We start from the raw sequence: 22,013 nt of genomic DNA, 5'->3' as shown, positions 1-22,013 counted from the left end.
GCCCGTCAGATCATCGCCCGGAATCCTCACGGAGTCTCCTCGTAGCGGGCGGCGAACGCGGCGGCGCGGTTGCGCAGGGCGGTGCGCAACGCAGTTGGGGCCAGGGCCTCCGCCCCCATGCCGAGTTGCCACAGCGCCCACTCGGCGTGTCGTAGGTCCTGGAAGGTGACCTCCAGCCGCAGCCACCCGTCTGCGTCAGGCTCCTCGGCGCGCACGGCCACCGCGGCGCTCAGCAGGTCCTCCCGCCGCGTCTGGTGCACCCGCACCAGCACGGCGAGGTGGTCACTGGACAGGAACTGCGCGCAGCGCTCCCGCCAGGCCCGGTCGAGATCGACCCGGCTCGGTCGCCGTGCCGGCTCGGGGAGTTCCTCGGCGGCCAACATCCGCGACAGCCGGTAGGTGCGGTCCGCGCCGGACTTCGTGGCCAGCAGATAGGCCCGATCGCGTACGGTGACCAGGCCGATGGGATCCACCGTGCGCCAACGTGGTGGCTGGCCCGTGGCGGCGTAGTGGATGCGTAGCCTGTGCCCGGCCAGCACCGCGCGCCGGACCACGATCATTGCCGACTCCGGCACGTCCTCGGTGACCGACCGCCGGGAGAGCAGATCGGTCTCCGGCTCCACGAGAAACCGCTGGGCCACGTCACTGGCGGTGACCCGGTGGCTCTCGGGCAGCGCGTCGACCACCTTGCGCATGGCCGAGGCGAGCGCCGGCCCCAAGCCGAACATCTGTTCTCCGCGCGCCGATCCAGCGGTCAGCAGGGCGACGGACTCGTCGTGGTTCAGTCCGGTGAGTTCGGTCCGGAAACCGGGCAGCAACGCGAAGCCGCCGTGCCGCCCGCGTTCGGCGTAGACCGGGATGCCGGAGGCGGACAACGCCTGGATGTCGCGCAGCACGGTACGGGTGGACACCTCAAGCTCACGCGCCAACGCGTCGGCAGTCAACCGGCCGCGCTGGCGCAGCAGCAGGACCATCGCAACCAGTCGCTCGGCGCGCACCGGGAGAACTTTATCCGGATACACGACAAAGGATGTCGTGATTCGTTGGCAGCATCCTCACCGCGTCGTCCGTGACGACGTGCGGACCAGCGACGACCCGAAATGGAGTGGATGTGAAAACAGAACGCGCGGCGGTCAACCCGTGGACGTGGTCGGTGGGGTTGGGGTTCAACCAGGGGGAGATGGTCTCCGGGCACACCCGGACCCTGTACTGCTCCGGCCAGACCGCGATGAACGACGAGGGCAAGCCGCAGCACGACGGCGACATGGCCGCACAGCTGGCACTGAGCCTCGACAACCTGGCGGCCGTACTCGCCGAAGCCGGCATGTCCCTGGCGAACCTCGTCCGGCTCAACGTCTACACCACCGACGTCGACGCGCTGTTCCCGCACTACGGCGTGCTGGCGTCGCGTCTTGGTGCCGCCGGGGTGGCACCGACGACCACGATGCTCGGGGTGACGCGGCTGGCGATCCCCGGCCAGTTGATCGAGCTGGAGGGTACCGCCGTCGCGTGAGGTGACCTCGCTGACGTTGCGGGGCCGGCCGGTGGCCCGCCCCGCAACGTCAACGCAGCTGACCCGGTGCTACTGCTTCTCCGACTCGCCCTGCGCCGACCGCTGGCTCGGCACCGTGGACTCCTCGGACTTCCAGTTGGTCGTGGCGGGCGGGATCTCGTCGGTCAACGGTCCACCCTCCCGCGCGTCGTCCCGCACCGGCGGCTGGTCGACCCGGGTCGGTGCCGGGTCCGCCGCGGCGGCGGCGTGCCGGGCCTCGGGGCGCGGGGTACGGCTACGCGAGACCAGCAGCCCGACGAGGATCAGCACCAGGCCCAGCACGGCGAGCCCGAGCGGCGCGAAGACACCGAGAATGTTGAGCCGACCCCGGCTCTCCTCGGCCCGCTCGACGGAGGACGCCACGGTCTCCTCGTTGTAGGAGAAGTCGGCGTCCAGCAGCGTCACCGGCGCGCCGGTGTTCGGCACGAGCACCTTCTTCTGCTGCTCCCGGACCTTGAGGTACGAGCCGGTGACCGGGTCGACCCAGACCGTACGGGTGTTGCTGTAGACGACGTCACCCGACGTCGAGCCCGGGGCGAGCGCACCGAGCAGCAGCGCGACCCGGTCGGTGGCCAGCGGCAGCTTCTCGTCGGTGATGACCTGCTCGTAGCGGTACGCCTCGATGCCGTTGATGTCCTCGGTGCCCTGGAACTCAGCCATCCGGGTCTGCCGCAGATCCCGGTCGAAGACCTCGTAGTTGCCCTGCGCCGAGTTGAACGGGAACTTGTAGACCTGGCCGGCGAACGAGATCTTCTCCGGCGTACCGCTCTCGTCGAGGAACTGCTCGTTCCACTCGACGGCCGCCGCGGAGACCCGGTCCAGTGCCAGCTCGGCGCCGTACGCGCTGACCAGCGCCTTGGTGTCGGCCCGCTCGACGGTCTGGCCGACCCGCCAGACCACCGCGTCCCCGGCGAGGTCACCGCTGAGCGCCGCGGTCTTGGCGCGCTCCGGGGTGACCTGGATGGTCGACCTCAGGTCCGTCTGCTCGACGATGTCGACCGCGCCGTTGGTGATCTGTAGGAACGTGGCGCCCTTCGCCTCGGCCACCGATGTCGCCGGCTCCAGGTCGTAGGGCAGTTTGGTCATCGCGGGCTTGACGACGAACACCAGCCCGGCGGCCAGCGCCAGGAGCAGTACGCCGCCGCCGAACAGCACGGCACCCACGGCGCGGTGCTTCATGTTTCCTCCCTGAGGAGCTCTATTTCGTCGATGTCAATAAGTGAGATGGCCGCGAGGTTACTACCTAGTCACATAGCCACGCGACCCCCGGTCAGCTCTGATTTCTCCACCGCACCGGGCTGCCGCTCCCCGGTCCGACGCAGTACGAGCACGAAGTTCCACGCCGCCACCTCCCGGATGCCCGGCACCCGGATCACCCAGCGCGCCCACCACGGGTGATAGCGCGGCAACGCGTCCAGCACCTCGACGTCACGGTTGCCACGCGCCCAGCGCAGCGTGTCGGAGATCGAGACCGGGAAGAGCGTCTCGCGGTAGCGGTTCTTCGGCGGCCGTCCCATCCGTCGTTCGTAGCGACGGCGGGCCCGGTTGCCGCCAAGGTAGTGCCAGGGCGCCGTCTCGTGGCCACCCCAGGGCGACAGCCACGGGGTGTACGAGACGAAGATCAGCCCGCCGGGCCGGGTCACCCGCACCATCTCGTCGAGCATCAGGGGTGGTTCGGCGACGTGTTCGACGACGTTCGACGAGAACGCCACGTCCACGCTGTCGCTGCGGACCGGTAGTGCCGTGCCGCTGCCCCGCAGCATGCCCGACACCGACTCACCGGCCGCGGAGAAGTCCCCGACGTCCGGATCCAGCCCGATGTAGCGGGCGCCGGCCGCTCGGAAGGCGGCCGCGAAGTACCCCGGACCGCCGCCCACGTCGAGCACCGTACGGCCGGCCAACCCGGTGTAGCCGGAGACCTGACGGACCGAGTCGGCGGCCAGCAGACCGTAGAAGCGGTCGGGGTCGGTCTGCTCCACGAGAAACGCCCGGAACAGGGCCACCGACCGGGTCAGCGAGGCGAAGCGGCGTCGCTCCGCACGCCGCGTACGGTCGTCCGCTGCCGTCACCGCGTCACCGCCCCGTCCTCGTCCCTGCCCACAGCCGCGTCCGGCGGCTCACCGGACGTGCCCGGCGTCACATCATGCGCGATGATCGGCCCGGGGCGTACACCGGGGACCGGAACAACCGCGGCGACCACCGCGCCGATCGCGACGAGCATCGCCGCCTGCACCCACGACCGGTACGCCCAGTCCTGTCCGTGGCCCTGCAACCGACCGGCCACGGCGGTCACGGTGGCCACTGTCAGCCCGCCGAGCACCACCACCGGCAGGGCACGCACCGCCAGCTGCCGCAGCAGCATCGCCGCCAGCACGATGGCCACCGGGAGCACCCCGCCCAACGCGGCGAGCAGGACCACCAGCAGCGCACCGATCGCCCAGCCGGACGCCTCCGCCGGCGGGGCGTCCGCTTCGTCCCCGCCGGTGGCTGTCCGGCGGCGCACCGGCCAGACGGCCAGGATCACCACGCCGACCACGGCCACCGCGCCGGCCGCCAGCCCGCCCCGGTACGCCCGGTCCGGGGCGAAGACGAGCCGGACCTCACCGCCGGAGCCGGCCGGCAGCACCCACGCCTGCTGCCATCCGTCCACCCGGGAACGGGTGAGCGTCGCTCCGTCGAGAGTGGCCGTCCAGCCGGCGTTTGCGTTCTCCGGCACCACGAGCAACGCCTGCTCACCGGCGGCGACCCGCACCGTCCGGTCGGTTGCCGCCCAGTCGAGCACCGTCACCTCCCGATGCCGGGGCGCCAGGTTCGCGTCGCCGTCCGGCCGCAGGGTCGCGTCCTGTACGACGAAACCCTCCGACGGCGAGGTGGCCAGCCGATGCCCGCCCGCCGGCAGGTCCAGCACCGCACCGTCCTCGCCGCAGACCCGGACCGGCACCGGCCGGCCGGCCAGCACGTCGGCCAGGCTGGCGGTGACCGAGGTGTCGTACCGGAAACCGTCAAGCTCGACTGTCGGCCCGTCACCGCAGCGCTCCACCACCCGGGAGTCGGCGTCGATCGGCTTCAGCAGACTCGCCAGCGCCGGGATCTCCACCTCCGCGATGCCCGCCGTGGCGGGCCAGCCGTTGCCCCGCAGATCGGCCAACCGGTGCTCGGTCTCCCGCACCACGATCTCGATCCGGTCGGTACGCACCGCCGGGAAGCGGACGGTCCCGTCGGCCTCGACCGGCACCCGTACCTCGCGATCCGGTGTGTGAATCTCCACCTCCCGGGGGAGCGAGCCGATCGGCAACTGGCTGCCCCGCAGGCGCAACCTGTCGACGCGACGCTCGCCGGACCAGCGCAGCTTGAGGGTGGGCCGCAGATCCTCGGTACCGGCCAACCAGGCCGTCTCCGGGTCACCGTCGATCGCCGCGTACGCGGCCACGGCCGGGTCGCCGCTGAGCCGTGACGACGACGTCACAGTCACCTCCGTGCCGGAGAACGTCAGCTCACCGCCCGGACGCGCCAGCGCCGACAGCTCCAGCCGATAGGTGCCGGCCGCCGGATTGCGGAACAGCCGGTCCAGGCCCAGCGGTTCCTCACCGACCCGGGCCAGGAAACGGTCGCACCTGATCACCGTGCCCTCCGGCCGACCGGACGCCCCGCCGGAGCCACCACCGGGCAGCGGGTCGGTGGCGGTCCGCTGTGCCGGGTAGCACGCCGGCCGGTCCGCCGGTCCACGGCTGAACGCCCAACTGACAGGCGTTGACAGCCCGTCCGGCAGATCCGTCGGGGCCCGCAGCGCGCGCCGCGGCTCACTGTCGGGAACGGACAGATCCTGGATGCCGACGCCACCGTCGAGGCGACCGCCGGCTACCGCCAGCACTGTCACCCGGATCCGGCTGGTGGGGCCCGGCAACGTGTAGTAGGAGTGCCCGCCGAGCGTGGCGGCCACGTCGTGGTCCACCGAACCCCGATCGGTGGTGAGTCGGAACCGGGCCACCGGCCAGCCCACGGCCAGATCGCTGACGAACGCGAGTCGTACGCTGTCGACCTGGCGTGGGGTGTCCAGATCCAGTTGAAGCCACTGCCCGACCGGTCCGGCCAGGGGTGCCGAGTGCCAGGCGGTGCCGTACTCCCCGTCGACGGCGGCGAACGGCTGGTGCGAGGGGTCGGCCGGGCCGAGACTGTCCACGAAGCTCGCGGCCGAGGACGCCGTCACCGCACGGATGCCCTGGTAGGTCGCGGTCGTCTGGTGTTGTTCGCCGGCGAAGGGCAGCACGTCGAGGGCGACGCGGCCCTGTCGTCCCGCCTCGTTCGCGGTCAACGTCTGGGAGAGGTTGTCCCGCACCCGGCCGATGTCGCGCTCCCGGCGACGCAGACCGTCCGTGACGATCCACCGATCGCCGACGGCGTCGGCCGGGGAGTCGTCCCGGTCCCCGGCGAGCACCACCGGTCGGTCCCGTTCCACCACCCCCTGTTCCAGCAGGGGAAGCAGCGACTCCGGTCCACCGCTTACCGTCGGCACGTCGGCGGTCAGCACCGCCGAGGCGGCCGGCACCGGCCGCTGCACCTCGTACACCTCGATTGCCGGCGGGGAACCCGCGCCGTCGTCCACCGGGCTGCCGAGTGTCCGGGACAGCGCCTCGGTGGTGCCGAAGGTGGCCACCCGCGCGATGCCTGGCGAGTCGGCAAGTGCCCGCCGCAGCACCGTCACCGGCGGCGCGTCGACCTGCGTCCGGTCGATGTCGTTACGCAACAGCAGGTGCCGGAAACCGGAGCGGGCGAGCAGGTCGGCCAGGCCGGCCGAGCCCCGGCCGCTGGCCAGCACCTCCTCGACGGTGTCCATCATCCGGGTGTTGCCCGCCGAACCCAGCGGTACCTGGTGGCGGACCGCCCACGGCGCTCCGGCCAGCGCCTGCAACGGCTCGTCGACGGTGCGTCCCCAGTCGTACTGCCCGAAGCCGGAGCCGGGCACCATCAGAGTGCGGGCCAGCGCGTCACGGTCGGCCAGCCAGGTCGCCGCCGATCGCCAGTGCGGCGGCAGGTCGGACCAGCCCGGGCCGGGACGCAACAGGCCCAGCCAAGCCGGTGCGGCAGCCCCCAGCACGAGCAGCAGCACCGGTACGAAGACCAGCGGACGCAGCCGGATACCGGGCCGGCGGCGGGCCACGGCGTTGTGCATCCGGGTGGCCACCGCGTCAACGCCGTGCGCGAAGCCGAGCATCAATGGCAGCCGCAGCACCGGATCGAGCTTGTGCACGTTGCGGAACGGCGCCAACGGGCCGTCCAGCAGATCGCGGACCAGCCCGGAGACCGGGCTGTCCACAGCTCCGACGTAGCCGATGGTGAGCAGGGTCAGCCCGGTGAGGAAGCCGGCCACCAGGAAACGCCGCTGGGGCAGCAGGTTGCCGGCCAGCCCGGCCAGCCCGATCAACGCCACCAGAGCGGTGAGCGCCATCAACGCCGGGTGGTCGATCAGCAGCCAGCCCGCCGGCCACCACGGCTCGCCCTGCACGATGTACGCGACCCACTGGTTGGTGCCGCGTACCGCCTGGAACAGGGAGGCCACCGCGGTGGTCGTGGTGGACGACTCGATGTAGTCGAGGAAGGGCAGGCTGTACTGGCCGAGCAGCAGCAGCGGCACGATCCACCACAGGCAGACCCCGATGACGCAGACACACCACCAGCCGACCAGGCGCAGGTGCTGCGCGTCCCACCGGCGGGTGAGCAGCCAGACGCCGGGCAGCAGCAGCGCCATCAGCACCACCGCCGCATTGATTCCGCCCATGCCGAGCACGGCCAGGGCGGAGAGCGCGGCGGCCCGGCGTGGGGACCCGATCCGGCGTACGGTCACCAGTGGCAGCAGCACCCAGGGCAGCATCGAGGCGGCAAGCGTCTCCGAGGAGAGCGCACCGACCTCGGTGAGGATGCGCGGGGCCAGCGCGTAGCCGAGTGCCGCCGCGTACCGCGTCGGTTCGGTGCCGATGTCCAGCGCCCGGGCCAGCCGCAGCAGCCCGTAGAAGGCGGCGGCCAGCAGCAGTGCCGTCCAGAGCCGCTGGGTGATCCACGGCGGCACCGCCAGCCACTGCCCGGCGGCGAAGAACGGCCCCATCGGGAACAGGTAGCCGTACGCCTGGTTCTGCAACTCGCCCGAGGTGGCTTCCGGGTTCCACAGGTGCAGCGCCCGGGCCATGAAATGGATCGGGTTCGCGGCCAGGTCGAGTTTGGTGTCGAAGGTGACCTGGCCGGGCCGCTGGCCGAAGGCGATCGCGGTGAGCAGCAACAGCGACAGCACAGTGCCGGGTGAGCGGCGCAGCCGCGCCGGCAGCTTCCTCATCGGCGGCACTCCGGTGGCAGGCAGCTCAGGTCGGCAAGCGCTGAGAAGAAGATGCGCCGCATCCCGCCCGGCTGCTCGGTGACGAAGACCCGCCCGCCGGTGACCTTCGTGATGGCCTTCAGCTCCTCCGGGTCGATGTCCGCGCCGAGACCGATGAAGATGATCGGCAACGGGCGGCGTGGCTCCTGCAACCGCTTGAGTTCGGCCAGGAAGTCGGCCCGCCCGACGGTGTCCTCGTCCTCGTTTCGCCCGTCGGTCATCACGAGCACCAGGTTGATCCGGCCGGGAGTCCAGTTGCGGCGCGCGTCGCGGTACGCGGCAAGCGTGCTGTCGTACAGCCCGGTGCCGCCCTGCGGCTTGACCCGGACCTCAGCCAGGGCCTCGGTCAGCTGTTTGCGCTGGCTGCCCAGCGGGCGCACCGGCAGGATCTCGCGGTGGTCCCGGTCGCCGTCGACCTTGGTGGAGAAGACCCAGATGCCGAGTTCGCTGTTGTCCAGCAGCAGCGCCGCGCCCTCCCGGGCGGCCCGCACCGTGGCGTCGAGGCGGGTGCCACCGGCCGGCACCGGCGCGGCCATCGAGCCGGAGATGTCCAGCAGGGTGAGGATCCGGGCGCTGCGCTGCACGCCGCTCCACCCGGTCAACACGTCGCTGACCCTCTCCTCGGCGGGCAGCGGCACCGGCTGGCGCTCCTCGGCCCGCAGTCGATCGTCCGCCGGCATGGCCGGCGGGAAACCGGCCGAGGTCCGGAACCCGTAGCTGGCGAACACCTCCCGGGCCTCGCCGGTCAGCAGCTTGTCGAGGAAGGCGCCACCGGCGTCACGGGCCCGGTCCTGCGCGCCGGGCAGCACCACGTACGGCAGGTCGAGCCAGGGCACGTCGACCTCCGGGTACGCGGCGACCAGCTTGCCGGTGGCCGCCAACGCGTTGTGTTCCAGCACCGCCTGTTCGCTGGCCGCCACCACGCTGGCCCGGCCGGGCAGGTCCCGGTTCGGGGTCAACGAGCTGGCTTCCCCGGCCGGGCTGAAGGTCCGCTCGGCGAGACGACGCAACGTCGCCGCCACTGTCGCGGCCGAGTCCCGGTTGTCGTCGGCAAGTGCCCGGGCGCCGAGCAGGGCACCGACCCCGGCCGGGTCGGCCGCCGGATCGGGCAGCCCGACCTGGACGGTTCTCGCGCGGGTGCCCAGGAGCGAAGCCCAGTTCAGCGGCTTGTCCGGCCAACCGGATCGACGCGCGACGCGCTCGTTGACGGCCAGCACCACCGGGGTGCTCGCCACCGACGTGCCCTGTCCGGGCACCTCGAACGCGCCGGCGGCACGAGCCCGGCGCAGCCAGAACGTCGACTCCGGCAGCCACGCGTCGCCGACGTCGCCGCCGTCGGCGAGTTCCCGGGCGACCGCCACCGACGGTCGGGCCCGCACCTCGACGGAGACGCACGGCTGGCTTCCGGCGTTGGCCCGGGCCACCCGGTCCAACGCCGGTGCGATCACCGGAGCGGCCACCACTCGGAGTCGGACCTGTTCGACGCAGGTCGGGGTGCCCCGGTCGGCCCGGATGTACGCGACCGCCGCCCAGCCGGCCAGCAGCAGCACCAGGGCGGCACTGAGCAGCACCACCGGTGAGCGGCGGGCGAGGGCGCGCGTCGGCGCGGGACGGTCGGCAACCACCGCCGCCTCACCTCCTCGTCACGCCTGCGGGCGATCTCCCACCGCAGGTCACAACACCTGCCGCGACGAGATCGGTAAGCAGACACCGGGCATCGCACGCGGTTGCGCTGCACACCCTGCCAAGGTTTCCGCTCCTCGGCAAACCCCCCGTCCACGACCCGTTACCGGATCGTCGCCGCCGGATCTGCCCATTGCGCAGCCGGGCCGCACCGCCCTAGGGTGGCGCGATCGTGCTCACTTACTCACCGGTAGGAGCAGCGTGGACAACTCCGGCACCCCCTCCCGCCACGTCCTGTTCCTCAACTGGCGAGACACCACAAACCCCGAGGGCGGCGGCTCCGAGGTCTACATCGAGCGGATCGCCGCCGAACTTGTCACCTTCGGTCACCAGGTGACTCTGCTCTGTGCCGCCCACGGCAACGCCGGGCCGGCCGGCACCACCGAGTCCGGCGTACGCGTGCTGCGTCGCGGCTCCCGGATGACCGTGTACCTCCGGGCGGCGCTGATCTGCCTCGCCGGCCGGTTCGGGTTCGGCGCGCTCAGCCGCCGAGGTCTCGGCCGGCCGGACCTGATCGTCGACGTCTGCAACGGGGTGCCGTTCTTCGCTCCGCTCTACGCCGGGCGGCCGGTGATCGCACTGGTACACCACGTACACCGGGAGCAGTGGCCTGTGGTGTTCGGGCCGTGGATGTGCCGGCTGGGCTGGTGGATCGAATCCTGGCTCGCGGTACGGCTCTACCGGCGGTGCCGCTACGTCACCGTCTCCGAGGCCAGTCGCGCCGAACTGGCGACCCTCGGCGTCGACGCCGAACGGATCGACGTGGTGCCCAACGGCACCCCGCCGGTGACCGGCCCGACACTGCCCCGTACCGACAATCCGTCGCTGCTGGTGCTGGGTCGCCTGGTTCCGCACAAACGGGTCGAGATCGCCCTGCGTACCGTCGCCGAACTGGCCGACGAACTGCCCGATCTGGAGCTGGTGGTCGCCGGACAGGGCTGGTGGGAGGAGCCGCTGCGCGAACGCTGCGCCGCCCTCGGAATCACCGACCGGGTACGGTTCACCGGCTTCGTCAGCGAGGAGGAGAAGCACGCCCTGCTCAGCTCCGCCTGGCTCGCCCTCACCCCGTCGCTCAAGGAGGGCTGGGGTCTGACCATCGTGGAGGCCGCCGCCCGCAGCACCCCGAACGTGGCCTTCAGGTACGCGGGTGGGGTCGCCGAGGCGATGGTCGACACGGAGACCGGCCTGCTCGTCGACGACGAGCAGGAGTTCACGGCGGTCGTCCGGGAACTGCTCGCCGACGACGTCCGACGCAAGGCGATGGGCGAGGCGGCGCTGGCCCACGCGGCCCGCTACACCTGGGCGGCGACAGGTGCCCGGTTCGCCCAACTGGTCACCGAGGCGACCGACCGCTGACCGACGGATCCAGCCGGCTGATCGGCGGCGCTCCCGCCGTCGGTTCTTGACACGACGAAAGGCGCCCGCGTGCTGCGAGCGCCTTTCCGCCGTTCGAGGTCAGCGCGTGCCGTACAGCGGGGCCTCGGTCTGCTCACTCACCTTGGAGTTGGCGGCCTCCTTGGCGGACGGGCTGAGCACGTTCGCCAGACCGACGCTGCCGAGCATGCCGAGCACGACACCGAGTACCCCGACGGCGACGAACGCGGGCAGGTTCCTCATCCACCTTCTCCTTCCGCGGGACTCGCGTGCCGGGACGCTACCACGCGGTAGCACCATCGCGCAGTGCCCGAAAAACCGAGAACCAGCACCACCGTTCCGGCCAACAGGTGCGCCAGACCCACCGGGCCGGGACGGCTCGGCTCGGGGGCAGCCCGCCAGGCCGGATTCTCGTACAACGACAACTCGTCACCGGCGTACACCGGGCGCAGTCCGGCCAGCGTCGCCGGATCCGGCGACGGGCCGGCGGCGCGCTGCACAAGCACCCAGCGGGGCCCGGCCGCCGCCACCGGCTCGCCGGCCGCGAGCAGCTCACGCAGCCGGGCCGCGCGAGGATCCTCCCCGGCGACAGCGGTGCCGTCCACCCGCAGCGTGTCGTCGATCAGAACCGGGACGCCGAGGTAACGGGGCGCCGGGTCGATCACGACCCGGCCACCGTTCCACGCGTAGCTTTGATACTCCTGGAACGGCAGCGACACCACCTCGCCGGGCCGCTCGTCGACAAGCCGCGCGACAATCGCCCAGTCCGCCGGCCACGCCACCGGCCGCAGTCGTCCCACCCCGCCGATGGCGAGGTCGGGCATCACCGCCAACGGCAGCAACGCCGCCCCGGCCAGCAGCACCCGCCCGGTGGCCAGGTCGAACCGGGCCGCCAGGTGTCCGGCCAGTCGCTCCGCTCCAACCGCCCCGGCGATCACCAGCAGCAGCACGTACGGCACCAGCAGCTTCTGCCCGTCGCGGAGCAGCCCGGCACCGGGCACCGCGGCGACCAACCAGCCCAGCAGGCTCGCCCCACCGGGCAGCACCCCCAACGCGGCACCGAACCACGAGGCGACCGCGAGCAGCCCGAGCCGACCGGCCACCGGCCCCGACCAGCGGCGCCACAGCACCGGCACGCCGCACCCGGCGACCGCCAGCACCAGCAGCGTCGCCAGTGGTATCAGCCATCCGCTCCGGGAGGCCGGGGTGGCCTGCCCGTTCCAGATACCGCCGGTGCCGGCGAGCGCCACCAGGGGGCCCGCCCAGTTCTCCGCTCGGGCGGCGAAGACCGCCACTCCGGCCGGGTCGGACCGGCCGGTCCCCACGCTCACGAACCCGGCCACCAACCACGGCGCGTTCAACAGCACAGTCGTACCCACCCCGGTCAGCGCCGTCCGGGCCGCCCCCGGGTACCGGCCGACCAGCAGCACGGTGACCACGACCAGGGCGAGCAACCCGCCGGTCGGGGTGATCGCGGACGCCGCCGCCGCCAGCAACAGCCGGCGCAGCGCACCCCGCTCGGCGCCACGCACCCCGATCGCGGCCCGCACCAGCCAGGGCAACGCGGCGTACGCGACAAGCAGCCCCCACTGCCCGATCAGCAACCGCTCGGCCAGGTACGGCGTCCACGCGTACCCGAGCGCGGCCACCACCCGCACCCCCACCCGCCCGGTCGGCACCAGCCGCGCGGCACCCAACGCGGCCAGGTAGAGGATCGCCACCAGCACCAACCGTTGCAGCAGCCATCCGGGGAACAACTGGTTGGCCAGCGCCACCACGGCGTCCTGCGGAACCGCCCGGGGCAGGGCCGTGGCCGGGGCGATCATCTCCCAGCTCAACGCCGACCTGGGCACGAAGACCATGTCGTAGCGCAGCACGTACCCGGGAAGGGCCAGCGGCGCGAGCACCACCGCCGTCACGGCGGCGGCCACCGCGTGCGGCACCAGCCGTTCCCGCATCCGTCGACCTCACCACTGCCGGTGCGCGGCGACCGACCGCGCTGGTGGCGGCCACTGTACGCGGCCGGCGGCGACCCTCCCCTGTCACCACCGAACCATCCGTTGACCTGATGGGATGGGCGACAGCTGGTGTGGCAGTCTTCCCGCCATGGCATCGAACCCTTCTCAACCTCCCCTTACGGTCGACCGGGCCGCGGGGTCGGACGCGGTGCGCTCGGTTCAGGTTGATCAGGGTTCGTCGACAGGCACGGACCGCACGGCGGCGCCGGATCGCGTCGGCGGCGGGCTGGGCGGTGACCGGATCCGGACGGCCGCGCTCACCATCGTCGCGCTCAGCGTGCTGTGGCGGGCCCAGGTGGCCTCCGGCGGCTTCCTGGCGGCCGACGACTACGTGATGATCACCCAGGCGGCGGAGTCGAACCTGACCGTCGAACACCTGCTCGCCCTCTACAACAACCACCTCATGCCCGGTGGTCGGCTGCTCACCTGGCTGGTCACCGAACACGTCGGCATGGCCTACTGGCCGTACGTGCTGCTGATGGCGATCGGCCAGGCGATCCTCGGCATCACCTTCTTCCGGCTGCTGCGTCGACTGCTGCAACCGTCCTGGCTGCTGCTCCTGCCGCTCGGCGCGCTGATGTTCAGCCCACTGACCCTGGAGGCCACCACCTGGTGGGCGGTCGGGGTCAACATGCTGCCCATGCAGATCGCCATGGTGCTCGCGGTGGGCGCGCAGGTCAGCTATGTGCAGACCCGACGCAGACGGCACCTGGTCACGCTGGCCCTCTCCGTACTGCTCGGTCTCGTCTTCTTCGAGAAGGCGATTCTGGTCGTGGCGCTGGTCTTCCTGCTCACCGCCGCCCTCTACGCCGAAGGCGGCTTCTTCCGCACCATCTGGACCACGATCCGCCGCTGGTGGCCGTCCTGGTTGCTGCTGACCGTCCTGTCGCTCGGCTTCCTCGCCGCCTACCTGGGCAACTCGGAGTCCTCCCTGCGACAGCCGGCGTCGGCCGGTGAGGTGTTCTCCTTCCTCACCCAGATGCTCGGGTCCACCGTGGTGCCGGGCCTGGTGGGCGGGCCATGGCAGTGGCTGGGCGCAGGCGACGGCGCCCCCGTCGCGGCACCACCGGAACTCGGCACCTGGGTGGCCTGGACGATCTTCGTAGCCCTGGTCGTGGCGACCGTACGCCGTCGCCGCCGCGCCGGACGCGCCTGGCTGCTGCTCGGGTCGTACCTGGTGCTGGTGGCCGCGATGCTTGCCGCGACCCGGCTCGGTTCGACCTTCAGTGGGGTCGCTGGCGGCGTTCCCCGTTACGTAAGTGACGTCGTCGTGGTGGCCGCCATCTGCCTCGGTGTCGCCGTGGTCGGGCTGGCCCGGCCGTCCCGGGTCCCCGGCGCGACCGAGCCACCCACCGTCGACACGCCGCGAGCGGCACCCGTGGCCCTCCCGGAACCGAGAGACGGCCAGGCCCCGGTCAGCAGCATCCCGCAGGCGGTGGCCGCGCCGAGCGCCACAGCGCCCCAGGCCGGCCCGACCGCACCATCGGAAGGCCCGACCGCACCGTCGACCGGCGCGACCGCACCGGTGCTGGCCGAGTCGGTCCGGACCGGGCCGACTCGGCCGGTGGTGGCCCGGCTCGGCGTCATCCACGCCGAAGCCCCAGTCGACCCCGAGCCGGACCCGGCTTCGACGACCGCGCCGGATGTGACCCCGCCGACGGCGTCGGTCGCCGACTCCGGGCCGGACGCCGAGGCCGTCCGCACCCCTGACCCGGTCGTCGAGCCGCACCCCGGCAGCCCTCCGGATGCCGGTGACGCCTCGACCGTCGGCCCACCGCCACGCGACGCCGACAATCGGCCGACCGGGCCGGACCGGCGACCGCCGGCCGCCACCCCTTCCGACCCGCTCGGGCCTCCTCCTCCCGGGCTGCTCGGGCCACTGCCCGAGCGCTACCGGGAGGCGGTGAACGTGATGCTCGCCCTGCTGCTCGTCGCCGTCTGCCTGGGCACGGTGTGGACCACGTCCCGGTACAGCGACGAGTGGGCAGTCAAGTCGAGCCGGTCGTACATCGACACCGTTCGGATCGAGATGGCCAGCGCGCCGCCCGACACGGTGTTCTTCGACGCTCCGGTCCCAGGCAACGTGGTGCCGGATCTGTCCTGGCCGTACAACCTGCAGTCCCGCTTCTTCCGCGCCTTCGGCGCCCGCCCCACGTACGTGGACGAGGCCGACCACGTCTCGGTGCTGGACTCCCTCGGCCGGATCCAGGTGGCCACGATCGTCGGCAGCACGATCCAGCCGGGACCGCAGGAAGGCTGCGGCTACCTGGTCGCCAGCGGGCAGACGGTACGGATGCCGCTCAACGAGCCCCGGGACAACTGGCACTGGGTGGCTCGCATCGGCTACCTCAGCTCGGCGGACGGCACGGCCACCCTGCGGTTCGGCACCGGCACCGCCGAGTTCCCCGTCAAGAAGGGCCTCAACCAGCGCTTCTTCCGCATCGTCGGCGGCGGGGACGCGGTCGAACTGACGGTGGCCGGAAGCGACGTGTCGCTCTGCACCAACGAGATCGCGATCGGCAACCCGGCGCCCAAGCCCGAGTAGACCCGAGCCGGTCGGCGGCGGGGCGAGCCGCGTCCCGCCGCCCGCCAATCACCCGGGCCCGAACAGCCCGGTCACCCGGGCCCGAACAGCCCGGTCACCCGGGCCCGAACAGCCCGGTCACCCGGGCCCGAACAGCCCGGTCACTCGGGCCGGAACAGCACCGAGTTGACGTACCGGGGGTGGGGCCACACGACCCGGCGGGCGAAGCCCTGACCCACCCGGGCGATCGCCGCACGTTGATGCCCACCGAGGTCGAAGTCGGCCAACGGCACCCACGTCCGATCCGGCAGCACGTACCCGCGATAGCCCCAGCCGGTCAGCAGGTCCAGCAGCGGCTCCACCGGCTGGATCCGCTCCTCGACCTCGATCAGCAGCACCGGCCGGTCCCGCCGCACGGTCCGCTCCGCACCACGCAGGGCCGGCAGCTCGTGACCCTCGATGTCGAGCTTGATGAAACGCACATCGGTCAGGTCGAGCGAGTCCAGCGTGATCCGGCGGACGGAGACCGCAGGCCCCTGCGCCGCGTCCTCCAGGGAGGAGGTGCCGACGATCGCCCCACCCTCCGGCAGGTAGAGGGTGGCCGTGCCCTCGTGGTCGGAGACGGCCGCCTCGACCACCTCGACCTGCGGGAAGGCCGCTCGGAGCTGCCCGGCCAGCGCCGTGGTCGGCTCCACCGCAACCACCCGGTCGGCCCGGCGGAGCAGTCGCGCCGTCCACGGCCCGTACCAGGCGCCCACGTCGACAGCGGTGCCGCCGGCCGGAACGAAATCGGTGAGCCGGGCCAGTTCCGGCTCCACCCGTGGGTACGCGCGGCGGATCGCTCCCGCCAGCAGTCGGGCGGGCAGCAGCGCCGCCAGTCCGGAGGTCGCGGCGGGGGCCAGCTTCGTCGACGCCATGGGGCAGCACACTAGACGTTTCCGGGCCCGCTGGGCAGGGGCCACCGGTGCGGGGCTGTCGGGACTGTCGAGCTGCCGGTACCGTCTTCCGGTCGGGTCGCTGTCCCGACCGGATCGCGGCCCGAAGACGCCGGGTCGTCCGCACGGACGACCGACACGACGCGGAGTGGCATGGCCCAGACCACGAGCAGGGACGACGCGCGGGTGCGGCTCGGCGCGGCAGGCGCCGCGGTCACCGTCGCCACCGTGGTGACGAACGCACTGGCGTACGTCGTCCCGATGCTCGGTGCACGCCGGCTCAGCGCCGCCGAGCTGGGCGCGCTGGCGACGGTGCTCGCGTTGGCCGCGATCGCGGCGGTACCCGGCTTCGGTCTGCAGATCGCGGTGGCCGCCCACCGGGCCCGGAGTGGCACCTCTGGCACCGCCCGCCTCGGGTTGCGGACCGCAGCCGTCACGGCCGGGGTCACCCTCGCGGCGGCGCCCGCGCTGACTGTCGCCCTGCGGCTGCCACTGGCGCTGACGCTGCTGCTCGCGGCGACCACGTTCGCCACCGTGCTCAGCGGCCGGTGGCTCGGCGAGCTCCAGGGGGACCAGCGGTTCCTGCGCCTCGCCGCGGCGATGATCGTGGTCGCCGTGGGCCGCTACGGCGGGCTGGTCGTCGGGCTGCTGCTCGGCCAGCGACCGGAGCTGTGCCTGCTGCTGGCCACCGTGACCGGCCTGCTCGCCCTACCGCTGCTGGCCCGTCTCGCCAGCCCACCGGCGTACCTCCGACCCACCGACCCGGCCAGGTCCCAGCCGCCCGCCGTCGAACCGGTCGAGGCGTCCGCTGGCCCGATCAGCGGTACCGCACTGGGGGCGAGGCAGGTGATGACAGCGTGCGGGGCGACGCTGGCGATGCTCACCATCTCGTACGCCGACCTGATCCTCGCCCGCCAACTCCTACCGGCCGCCGCTTCCGGGGCCTACGCCGTCGGCGCGGTGCTCACCAAGGGTGCGCTCTGGGCTCCTCAGGTCGTCACGCTGCTGGTGCTGCCCCGGTTGGCCCAGGGCGACAGGCGTGCCCGACTGGTGGCGCTGGCGCTGATCCTGGCCTGCGGGGCGGTCCTGGTGGTCAGCTCGGCGATCGGCGGCGAGCTGGCCTTCCGGCTCGTCGGCGGCGCCGATTATCTGCACCTGGCCGGGACGGCTCCGATGTTCGCGGCTGTCGGCGCGCTCTACGCAGTGGTGTTCATGCTGGTGAACGACCGGGTGGCGACCGGCGCCCGCTGGCCAGCCGCCCCGCTGTGGTTGGCGACGGCCGGGTTGGCGGCCGGAGCCACATTGCTCGCACCACGCACGGTGACCGGAGTGCTTGTCTGCTCGTTGACCGCCGCCGCCCTGGCTGCCGTGGTGATGGCCTGGCTGGTGTTCGGTCGCCACGACGCTGACACGCGGAGCACCCGGCCGTCACCAGGAGTGACAATTCCGGAGGCGTGACACGCCGAACGGACGCAACCGGCGATCCGGACCGGCTCGGGCTCCCCGTCGGGGGTCTGGTTGGCTACCGTTGTTCTCTCCCGGAGTGGGGATCCCCGGTTCCGCATGCGGTATGTCGCTAAGAGGTAGTTGTGACGCTGTACGGCGAAGAACGTCCACCGCCGGCCGATGAACGGCCCACGGTGCAGGTGACGGCGGTCAGTTGGCCGATCGAGGAGCCGGTGCGTCCGGCCCCCGCCCCGCCGGACGGTGGCCGATCCCGGTCCCGCCGGTTCCGACTGCTGCTCGCTTCCGGCGTGGCCACCGCGGTACTCGGTTCGGTAGGTGCGGTAACGGTCTGGGCGTACGCGGGTGATGTGCCCCGCGGCACCAGCGTGCTCGGCACCGAGCTCGGCGGACGCAGCCGGACGGACGCGGCGCGGGAACTGCGGCAGCATCTGGACCGGCGCGCGGCCGAACTTCAGGCCCCCATCCAGGTACGCGTCGGCGAGCGGACAGCAGAGATCAATCCCGCCGAGGTCGGGCTAACCGTCGACGTGGACGCCACCGTGGCAGCCGCTGCGGCAACAAACGCCCACGCCGTGGACCGCCTGGTCGGCTCGCGGGAGGTCGAGCCGGTGGTCTCGGTCGACGTGCCGAAGTTGGAGGCCGCGCTGACGAAGCTCGTGGGCGACCAGGGCCGGAAGATGACCATGCCGGCGATCACCTTCTCCGGCACCAAGCCGAAGGTGCGCTACCCGAAGCCCGCCCTCACCATCGACCCGGAGCACTCCGCCGAGGCCGTCAAGCAGGGTTGGTTGAGCGGGCAACCGGTGACCGTCCCGCTGGTGGAGAACCACCCGGCCACCACGGCCGAGGAAGTCGACAGGTTGGTCGCCGAGCTGGCCGAACCGGCCGTGGCGGCACCCGTCAAACTGACCACCGAGCGCGGTTCGGTCACCATTCCGCCGACCGCCATCGCGAAGGGCCTCCGTTTCAAGGCCGACAAGTCCGGAAAGCTCACGCCCAGCGTGGACGTCAAGAAGCTGCGCTCCGCTCTCGGAGACAAGCTCGCCACGGTTGAGGTGGCGCCGAAGGACGCGACGATGACCATCTCCGGCGGTAAGCCGAAGGTGGTCGACGGGCGGGCCGGCAAGCAGGTCGACACCAGCAACCTCGGTACCGACCTGCTCACCGTCCTGCCACGCGGCGAGGACCGGACGATCTCCGCCGAGCTGAAGCCGGTCGAGCCGAAGCTCACCGCGGCGAAGCTCCGTGACCTGGGTATCAAGGAAAAGGTCTCCTCCTTCACCACCAACTTCACCGGCGGGCTCTCCTCGCCACGCAGCCAGAACATCGTGACCATCGCCAACGACGTGAAGGGGACAGTGGTCCTGCCCGGCGAGACGTTCTCGCTCAACGGTCACACCGGCGAACGCGGCTACGCACAGGGCTACCGTGACGCGCCGGTGATTCTCGACGGCAAGCTGGTGCCGGGGGTCGGCGGTGGCACCTCGCAGTTCACCACGACCCTCTTCAACGCCTCGTACTACGCCGGCCTGGAGGACGTCGAGCACAAGCCGCACTCGTACTACTTCAGCCGGTACCCGGCGGTCATCGAGTCGACCATCTTCTGGCCGAACCTCGACTTCAAGTTCCGCAACAACACCGACTACGGCGTCCTGATCGACACCTCCTACACCGGCAGTTCGGTGACGGTGTCGATGTGGAGCACGAAGATCTGGGACAGCGTGAAGACCGAGTACGGTCCCCGGCGGAACATCACCTCACCGAAGACCGTCTACCTCGAACCCGGGCCGACCTGCATTCCGGCAAACGGCAGTCAGGGCTTCACCCAGGACGCGTTCCGGGTCATCAAGAAGGACGGCAAGGTCGTCAAGCGGGAGAAGTTCAGCTGGACCTACAGCGCGGAGCCACGCTTCATCTGCGCCAAGAAACCCGCCTGACGCCCGCCGGGCACCACCTCCGTCACGGCCCCGCCAGCCTCACGCCGGCGGGGCCGTTTCCTCAGGTACCCCCGCAGCCCGCTGCGCTGTTGCCCGCTTCCCTGGTCCCGGGGTCCTACCTGCCTGCTGCCGCGACATCCACGCCCTGAGACACAACCAGAAGGCCCGCACCGAACCCGTTCCCTCGGCGCCCTCACAGATCCCAGGCATGGCGCAGGCCCCAAGCCGTGGGGCGGGTCCCGGACCGTGGTGCGGGCCGTGGCGGGTCCCGGGATGCCGCATCTCAGGTGATCCCGCGCCCAGGCGACCGCGACAAACCGAAAGTCGGGGCTGTTCACCGTTACAGAGACCAGCGTGCCCCGATTCGGGGGCATCATCGAGTGGACGCTGCCGTGTCTCCAGGGGCCGGGGCGGTCCGGTGCGTGGAAACGATTTCAGGGCCGCCCGGTGGCCCTGAAATGCGTTTAGGGCCACCCCTTTGCGGGGTGGCCCTAAACGGAAGAATGTCCGGCGGTGTCCTACTCTCCCACACCCTCCCGGGTGCAGTACCATCGGCGCTGGAGGGCTTAGCTTCCGGGTTCGGAATGAGACCGGGCGTTTCCCCTCCGCCATGACCGCCGTAACCTTATCAACATGTCAAACAACACCAACACCAAACCACCATGTGTCGGGTGTGTTGTTTGTTTGTTGTGAGTTACACAGTGGACGCGAGCGACAATCTTTGTAGTCAAGTCCTCGGCCTATTAGTACCGGTCAACTGAACCCGTTACCGGGCTTACATTTCCGGCCTATCAACCCAGTCGTCTAGCTGGGGGCCTTACCCACCCGAAAGTGGTGGGATACCTCATCTTGAAGCAGGCTTCCCGCTTAGATGCTTTCAGCGGTTATCCCTTCCGAACGTAGCTAACCAGCCGTGCCCCTGGCGGGACAACTGGCACACCAGAGGTTCGTCCGTCCCGGTCCTCTCGTACTAGGGACAGCCCTTCTCAAGTATCCTACGCGCACGGCGGATAGGGACCGAACTGTCTCACGACGTTCTAAACCCAGCTCGCGTACCGCTTTAATGGGCGAACAGCCCAACCCTTGGGACCTGCTACAGCCCCAGGATGCGACGAGCCGACATCGAGGTGCCAAACCATCCCGTCGATATGGACTCTTGGGGAAGATCAGCCTGTTATCCCCGGGGTACCTTTTATCCGTTGAGCGACACCGCTTCCACACGCAAGTGCCGGATCACTAGTCCCGACTTTCGTCCCTGCTCGACCCGTCAGTCTCACAGTCAAGCTCCCTTGTGTACTTGCACTCAACACCTGATTGCCAACCAGGCTGAGGGAACCTTTGGGCGCCTCCGTTACCCTTTAGGAGGCAACCGCCCCAGTTAAACTACCCACCAGACACTGTCCCTGAACCGGATAACGGTCCGAAGTTAGATACCCGAATCAACCAGAGTGGTATTTCAAGATTGCCTCCACCCATACTGGCGTATGGACTTCACCGGCTCCCACCTATCCTACACAAGCCGAATCAAATACCAATGTCAAGCTATAGTAAAGGTCCCGGGGTCTTTCCGTCCTGCCGCGCGTAACGAGCATCTTTACTCGTACTGCAATTTCGCCGGGCCTGTGGTTGAGACAGTGGGGAAGTCGTTACGCCATTCGTGCAGGTCGGAACTTACCCGACAAGGAATTTCGCTACCTTAGGATGGTTATAGTTACCACCGCCGTTTACTGGCGCTTAAGTTCTCCGCTTCGCCCCGAAGAGCTAACAGGTCCCCTTAACGTTCCAGCACCGGGCAGGCGTCAGTCCATATACATCGAATTACTTCTTCGCATGGACCTGTGTTTTTAGTAAACAGTCGCTTCCCCCTGCTCTCTGCGGCCATACAACGCTCCACCCGCGCGGGGCTTCACGTCTCCGGCCCCCCTTCTCCCTAAGTTACGGGGGCAATTTGCCGAGTTCCTTAACCACAGTTCGCCCGATCGCCTCGGTATTCTCTACCTGACCACCTGTGTCGGTTTGGGGTACGGGCCGCTCAGAACTCGCTAGAGGCTTTTCTCGGCAGCATAGGATCACTGACTTCACCTGAATCGGCTCGGCATCACGTCTCAGCCCTGTGCACCACGGATTTGCCTATGGCGCGGCCTACACGCTTACCCCGG

At 70.8% G+C, this 22,013-nt stretch carries 13 protein-coding genes and 2 rRNA genes (1 of these 15 running past the window's edge); 5 read left to right on the top strand and 10 right to left on the bottom strand.

All coding sequences use genetic code 11. The annotated features are described in order from the left end of the window. Positions 1-26 precede the first annotated feature (26 nt). Positions 27-998, bottom strand: coding sequence for an HTH domain-containing protein (locus tag CLT74_RS23355; RefSeq protein WP_099848852.1), 972 nt, complete (start codon positions 996-998; stop codon positions 27-29). A gap of 113 nt (positions 999-1,111) precedes the next feature. On the opposite strand from CLT74_RS23355, the gene CLT74_RS23350 reads away from it, so the two are divergent. Beyond that, entirely contained in the window at positions 1,112-1,513 is a 402-nt protein-coding gene (locus CLT74_RS23350; protein ID WP_486582547.1) for a RidA family protein, read from the top strand. A 69-nt stretch (positions 1,514-1,582) separates the two neighbouring features. Here CLT74_RS23350 and pgfA read toward each other — a convergent pair whose 3' ends face one another. The 4 genes from pgfA to CLT74_RS23330 all read right to left on the bottom strand — a co-directional run bounded on the left by pgfA (position 1,583) and on the right by CLT74_RS23330 (position 9,541). Continuing rightward, on the bottom strand, positions 1,583-2,731 hold the full coding sequence (gene pgfA / locus CLT74_RS23345; RefSeq protein WP_099848848.1) for a cell envelope lipid trafficking protein PgfA: 1,149 nt from the start codon (positions 2,729-2,731) through the stop codon (positions 1,583-1,585). Positions 2,732-2,799: 68 nt separating this feature from the next. After that, on the bottom strand, positions 2,800-3,621 hold the full coding sequence (locus CLT74_RS23340) for a class I SAM-dependent methyltransferase (RefSeq protein ID WP_099848846.1): 822 nt from the start codon (positions 3,619-3,621) through the stop codon (positions 2,800-2,802). Next, entirely contained in the window at positions 3,618-7,877 is a 4,260-nt protein-coding gene (locus tag CLT74_RS23335; RefSeq protein ID WP_099852712.1) for an alpha-(1->3)-arabinofuranosyltransferase, read from the bottom strand. The genes CLT74_RS23340 and CLT74_RS23335 overlap by 4 nt, the downstream gene beginning before the upstream one ends. Beyond that, complete coding sequence (locus CLT74_RS23330; protein WP_099848844.1) at positions 7,874-9,541, bottom strand: substrate-binding domain-containing protein; 1,668 nt, start codon at positions 9,539-9,541, stop codon at positions 7,874-7,876. The genes CLT74_RS23335 and CLT74_RS23330 overlap by 4 nt, the downstream gene beginning before the upstream one ends. A gap of 259 nt (positions 9,542-9,800) precedes the next feature. On the opposite strand from CLT74_RS23330, the gene CLT74_RS23325 reads away from it, so the two are divergent. Further along, on the top strand, positions 9,801-10,955 hold the full coding sequence (locus CLT74_RS23325; RefSeq protein ID WP_099848842.1) for a glycosyltransferase family 4 protein: 1,155 nt from the start codon (positions 9,801-9,803) through the stop codon (positions 10,953-10,955). A gap of 99 nt (positions 10,956-11,054) precedes the next feature. On the opposite strand, the gene CLT74_RS30535 is transcribed toward CLT74_RS23325, so the two are convergent. Both CLT74_RS30535 and CLT74_RS23320 read right to left on the bottom strand, forming a co-directional pair. Next, entirely contained in the window at positions 11,055-11,216 is a 162-nt protein-coding gene (locus CLT74_RS30535) for a hypothetical protein (RefSeq protein ID WP_013736401.1), read from the bottom strand. Beyond that, complete coding sequence (locus CLT74_RS23320) at positions 11,213-12,931, bottom strand: MmpA family trehalose lipid delivery protein (RefSeq protein WP_099848840.1); 1,719 nt, start codon at positions 12,929-12,931, stop codon at positions 11,213-11,215. The genes CLT74_RS30535 and CLT74_RS23320 overlap by 4 nt, the downstream gene beginning before the upstream one ends. A gap of 208 nt (positions 12,932-13,139) precedes the next feature. Between CLT74_RS23320 and CLT74_RS23315 the strand changes: the two genes are divergently transcribed. After that, on the top strand, positions 13,140-15,536 hold the full coding sequence (locus CLT74_RS23315) for a hypothetical protein (RefSeq protein ID WP_099848838.1): 2,397 nt from the start codon (positions 13,140-13,142) through the stop codon (positions 15,534-15,536). Positions 15,537-15,676: 140 nt separating this feature from the next. Here CLT74_RS23315 and CLT74_RS23310 read toward each other — a convergent pair whose 3' ends face one another. Further along, positions 15,677-16,432, bottom strand: a complete 756-nt coding sequence (locus CLT74_RS23310) for an FkbM family methyltransferase (protein ID WP_099848836.1) — start codon at positions 16,430-16,432, stop codon at positions 15,677-15,679. A gap of 171 nt (positions 16,433-16,603) precedes the next feature. On the opposite strand from CLT74_RS23310, the gene CLT74_RS23305 reads away from it, so the two are divergent. Both CLT74_RS23305 and CLT74_RS23300 read left to right on the top strand, forming a co-directional pair. Then, on the top strand, positions 16,604-17,908 hold the full coding sequence (locus tag CLT74_RS23305) for a polysaccharide biosynthesis protein (protein WP_099848835.1): 1,305 nt from the start codon (positions 16,604-16,606) through the stop codon (positions 17,906-17,908). Positions 17,909-18,039: 131 nt separating this feature from the next. Beyond that, positions 18,040-19,854, top strand: a complete 1,815-nt coding sequence (locus CLT74_RS23300; RefSeq protein ID WP_099848833.1) for a VanW family protein — start codon at positions 18,040-18,042, stop codon at positions 19,852-19,854. 505 nt (positions 19,855-20,359) lie between these two features. Here CLT74_RS23300 and rrf read toward each other — a convergent pair. Then, positions 20,360-20,476 (bottom strand): 5S ribosomal RNA (rrf, locus tag CLT74_RS23295). A gap of 101 nt (positions 20,477-20,577) precedes the next feature. Then, positions 20,578-22,013 (bottom strand): 23S ribosomal RNA (locus CLT74_RS23290); it runs 1,673 nt beyond the window's last position.

The organism is Verrucosispora sp. CNZ293, assembly GCF_002754655.1.
Note: the sequence above shows the minus strand (reverse complement) of the source record. Positions and strands in the feature narration are given on the sequence as shown.

Excerpts from the sequence above, each read along its gene's own strand:
- pgfA (WP_099848848.1), bottom strand. The coding sequence starts at position 2,731 with ATGAAGCACCGCGCCGTGGGTGCCGTGCTGTTCGGCGGCGGCGTACTG.
- CLT74_RS23335 (WP_099852712.1), bottom strand. The coding sequence starts at position 7,877 with ATGAGGAAGCTGCCGGCGCGGCTGCGCCGCTCACCCGGCACTGTGCTG.
- CLT74_RS30535 (WP_013736401.1), bottom strand. The coding sequence starts at position 11,216 with ATGAGGAACCTGCCCGCGTTCGTCGCCGTCGGGGTACTCGGTGTCGTG.
- CLT74_RS23320 (WP_099848840.1), bottom strand. The coding sequence starts at position 12,931 with ATGCGGGAACGGCTGGTGCCGCACGCGGTGGCCGCCGCCGTGACGGCG.
- CLT74_RS23310 (WP_099848836.1), bottom strand. The coding sequence starts at position 16,432 with ATGGCGTCGACGAAGCTGGCCCCCGCCGCGACCTCCGGACTGGCGGCG.
- CLT74_RS23305 (WP_099848835.1), top strand. The coding sequence starts at position 16,604 with ATGGCCCAGACCACGAGCAGGGACGACGCGCGGGTGCGGCTCGGCGCG.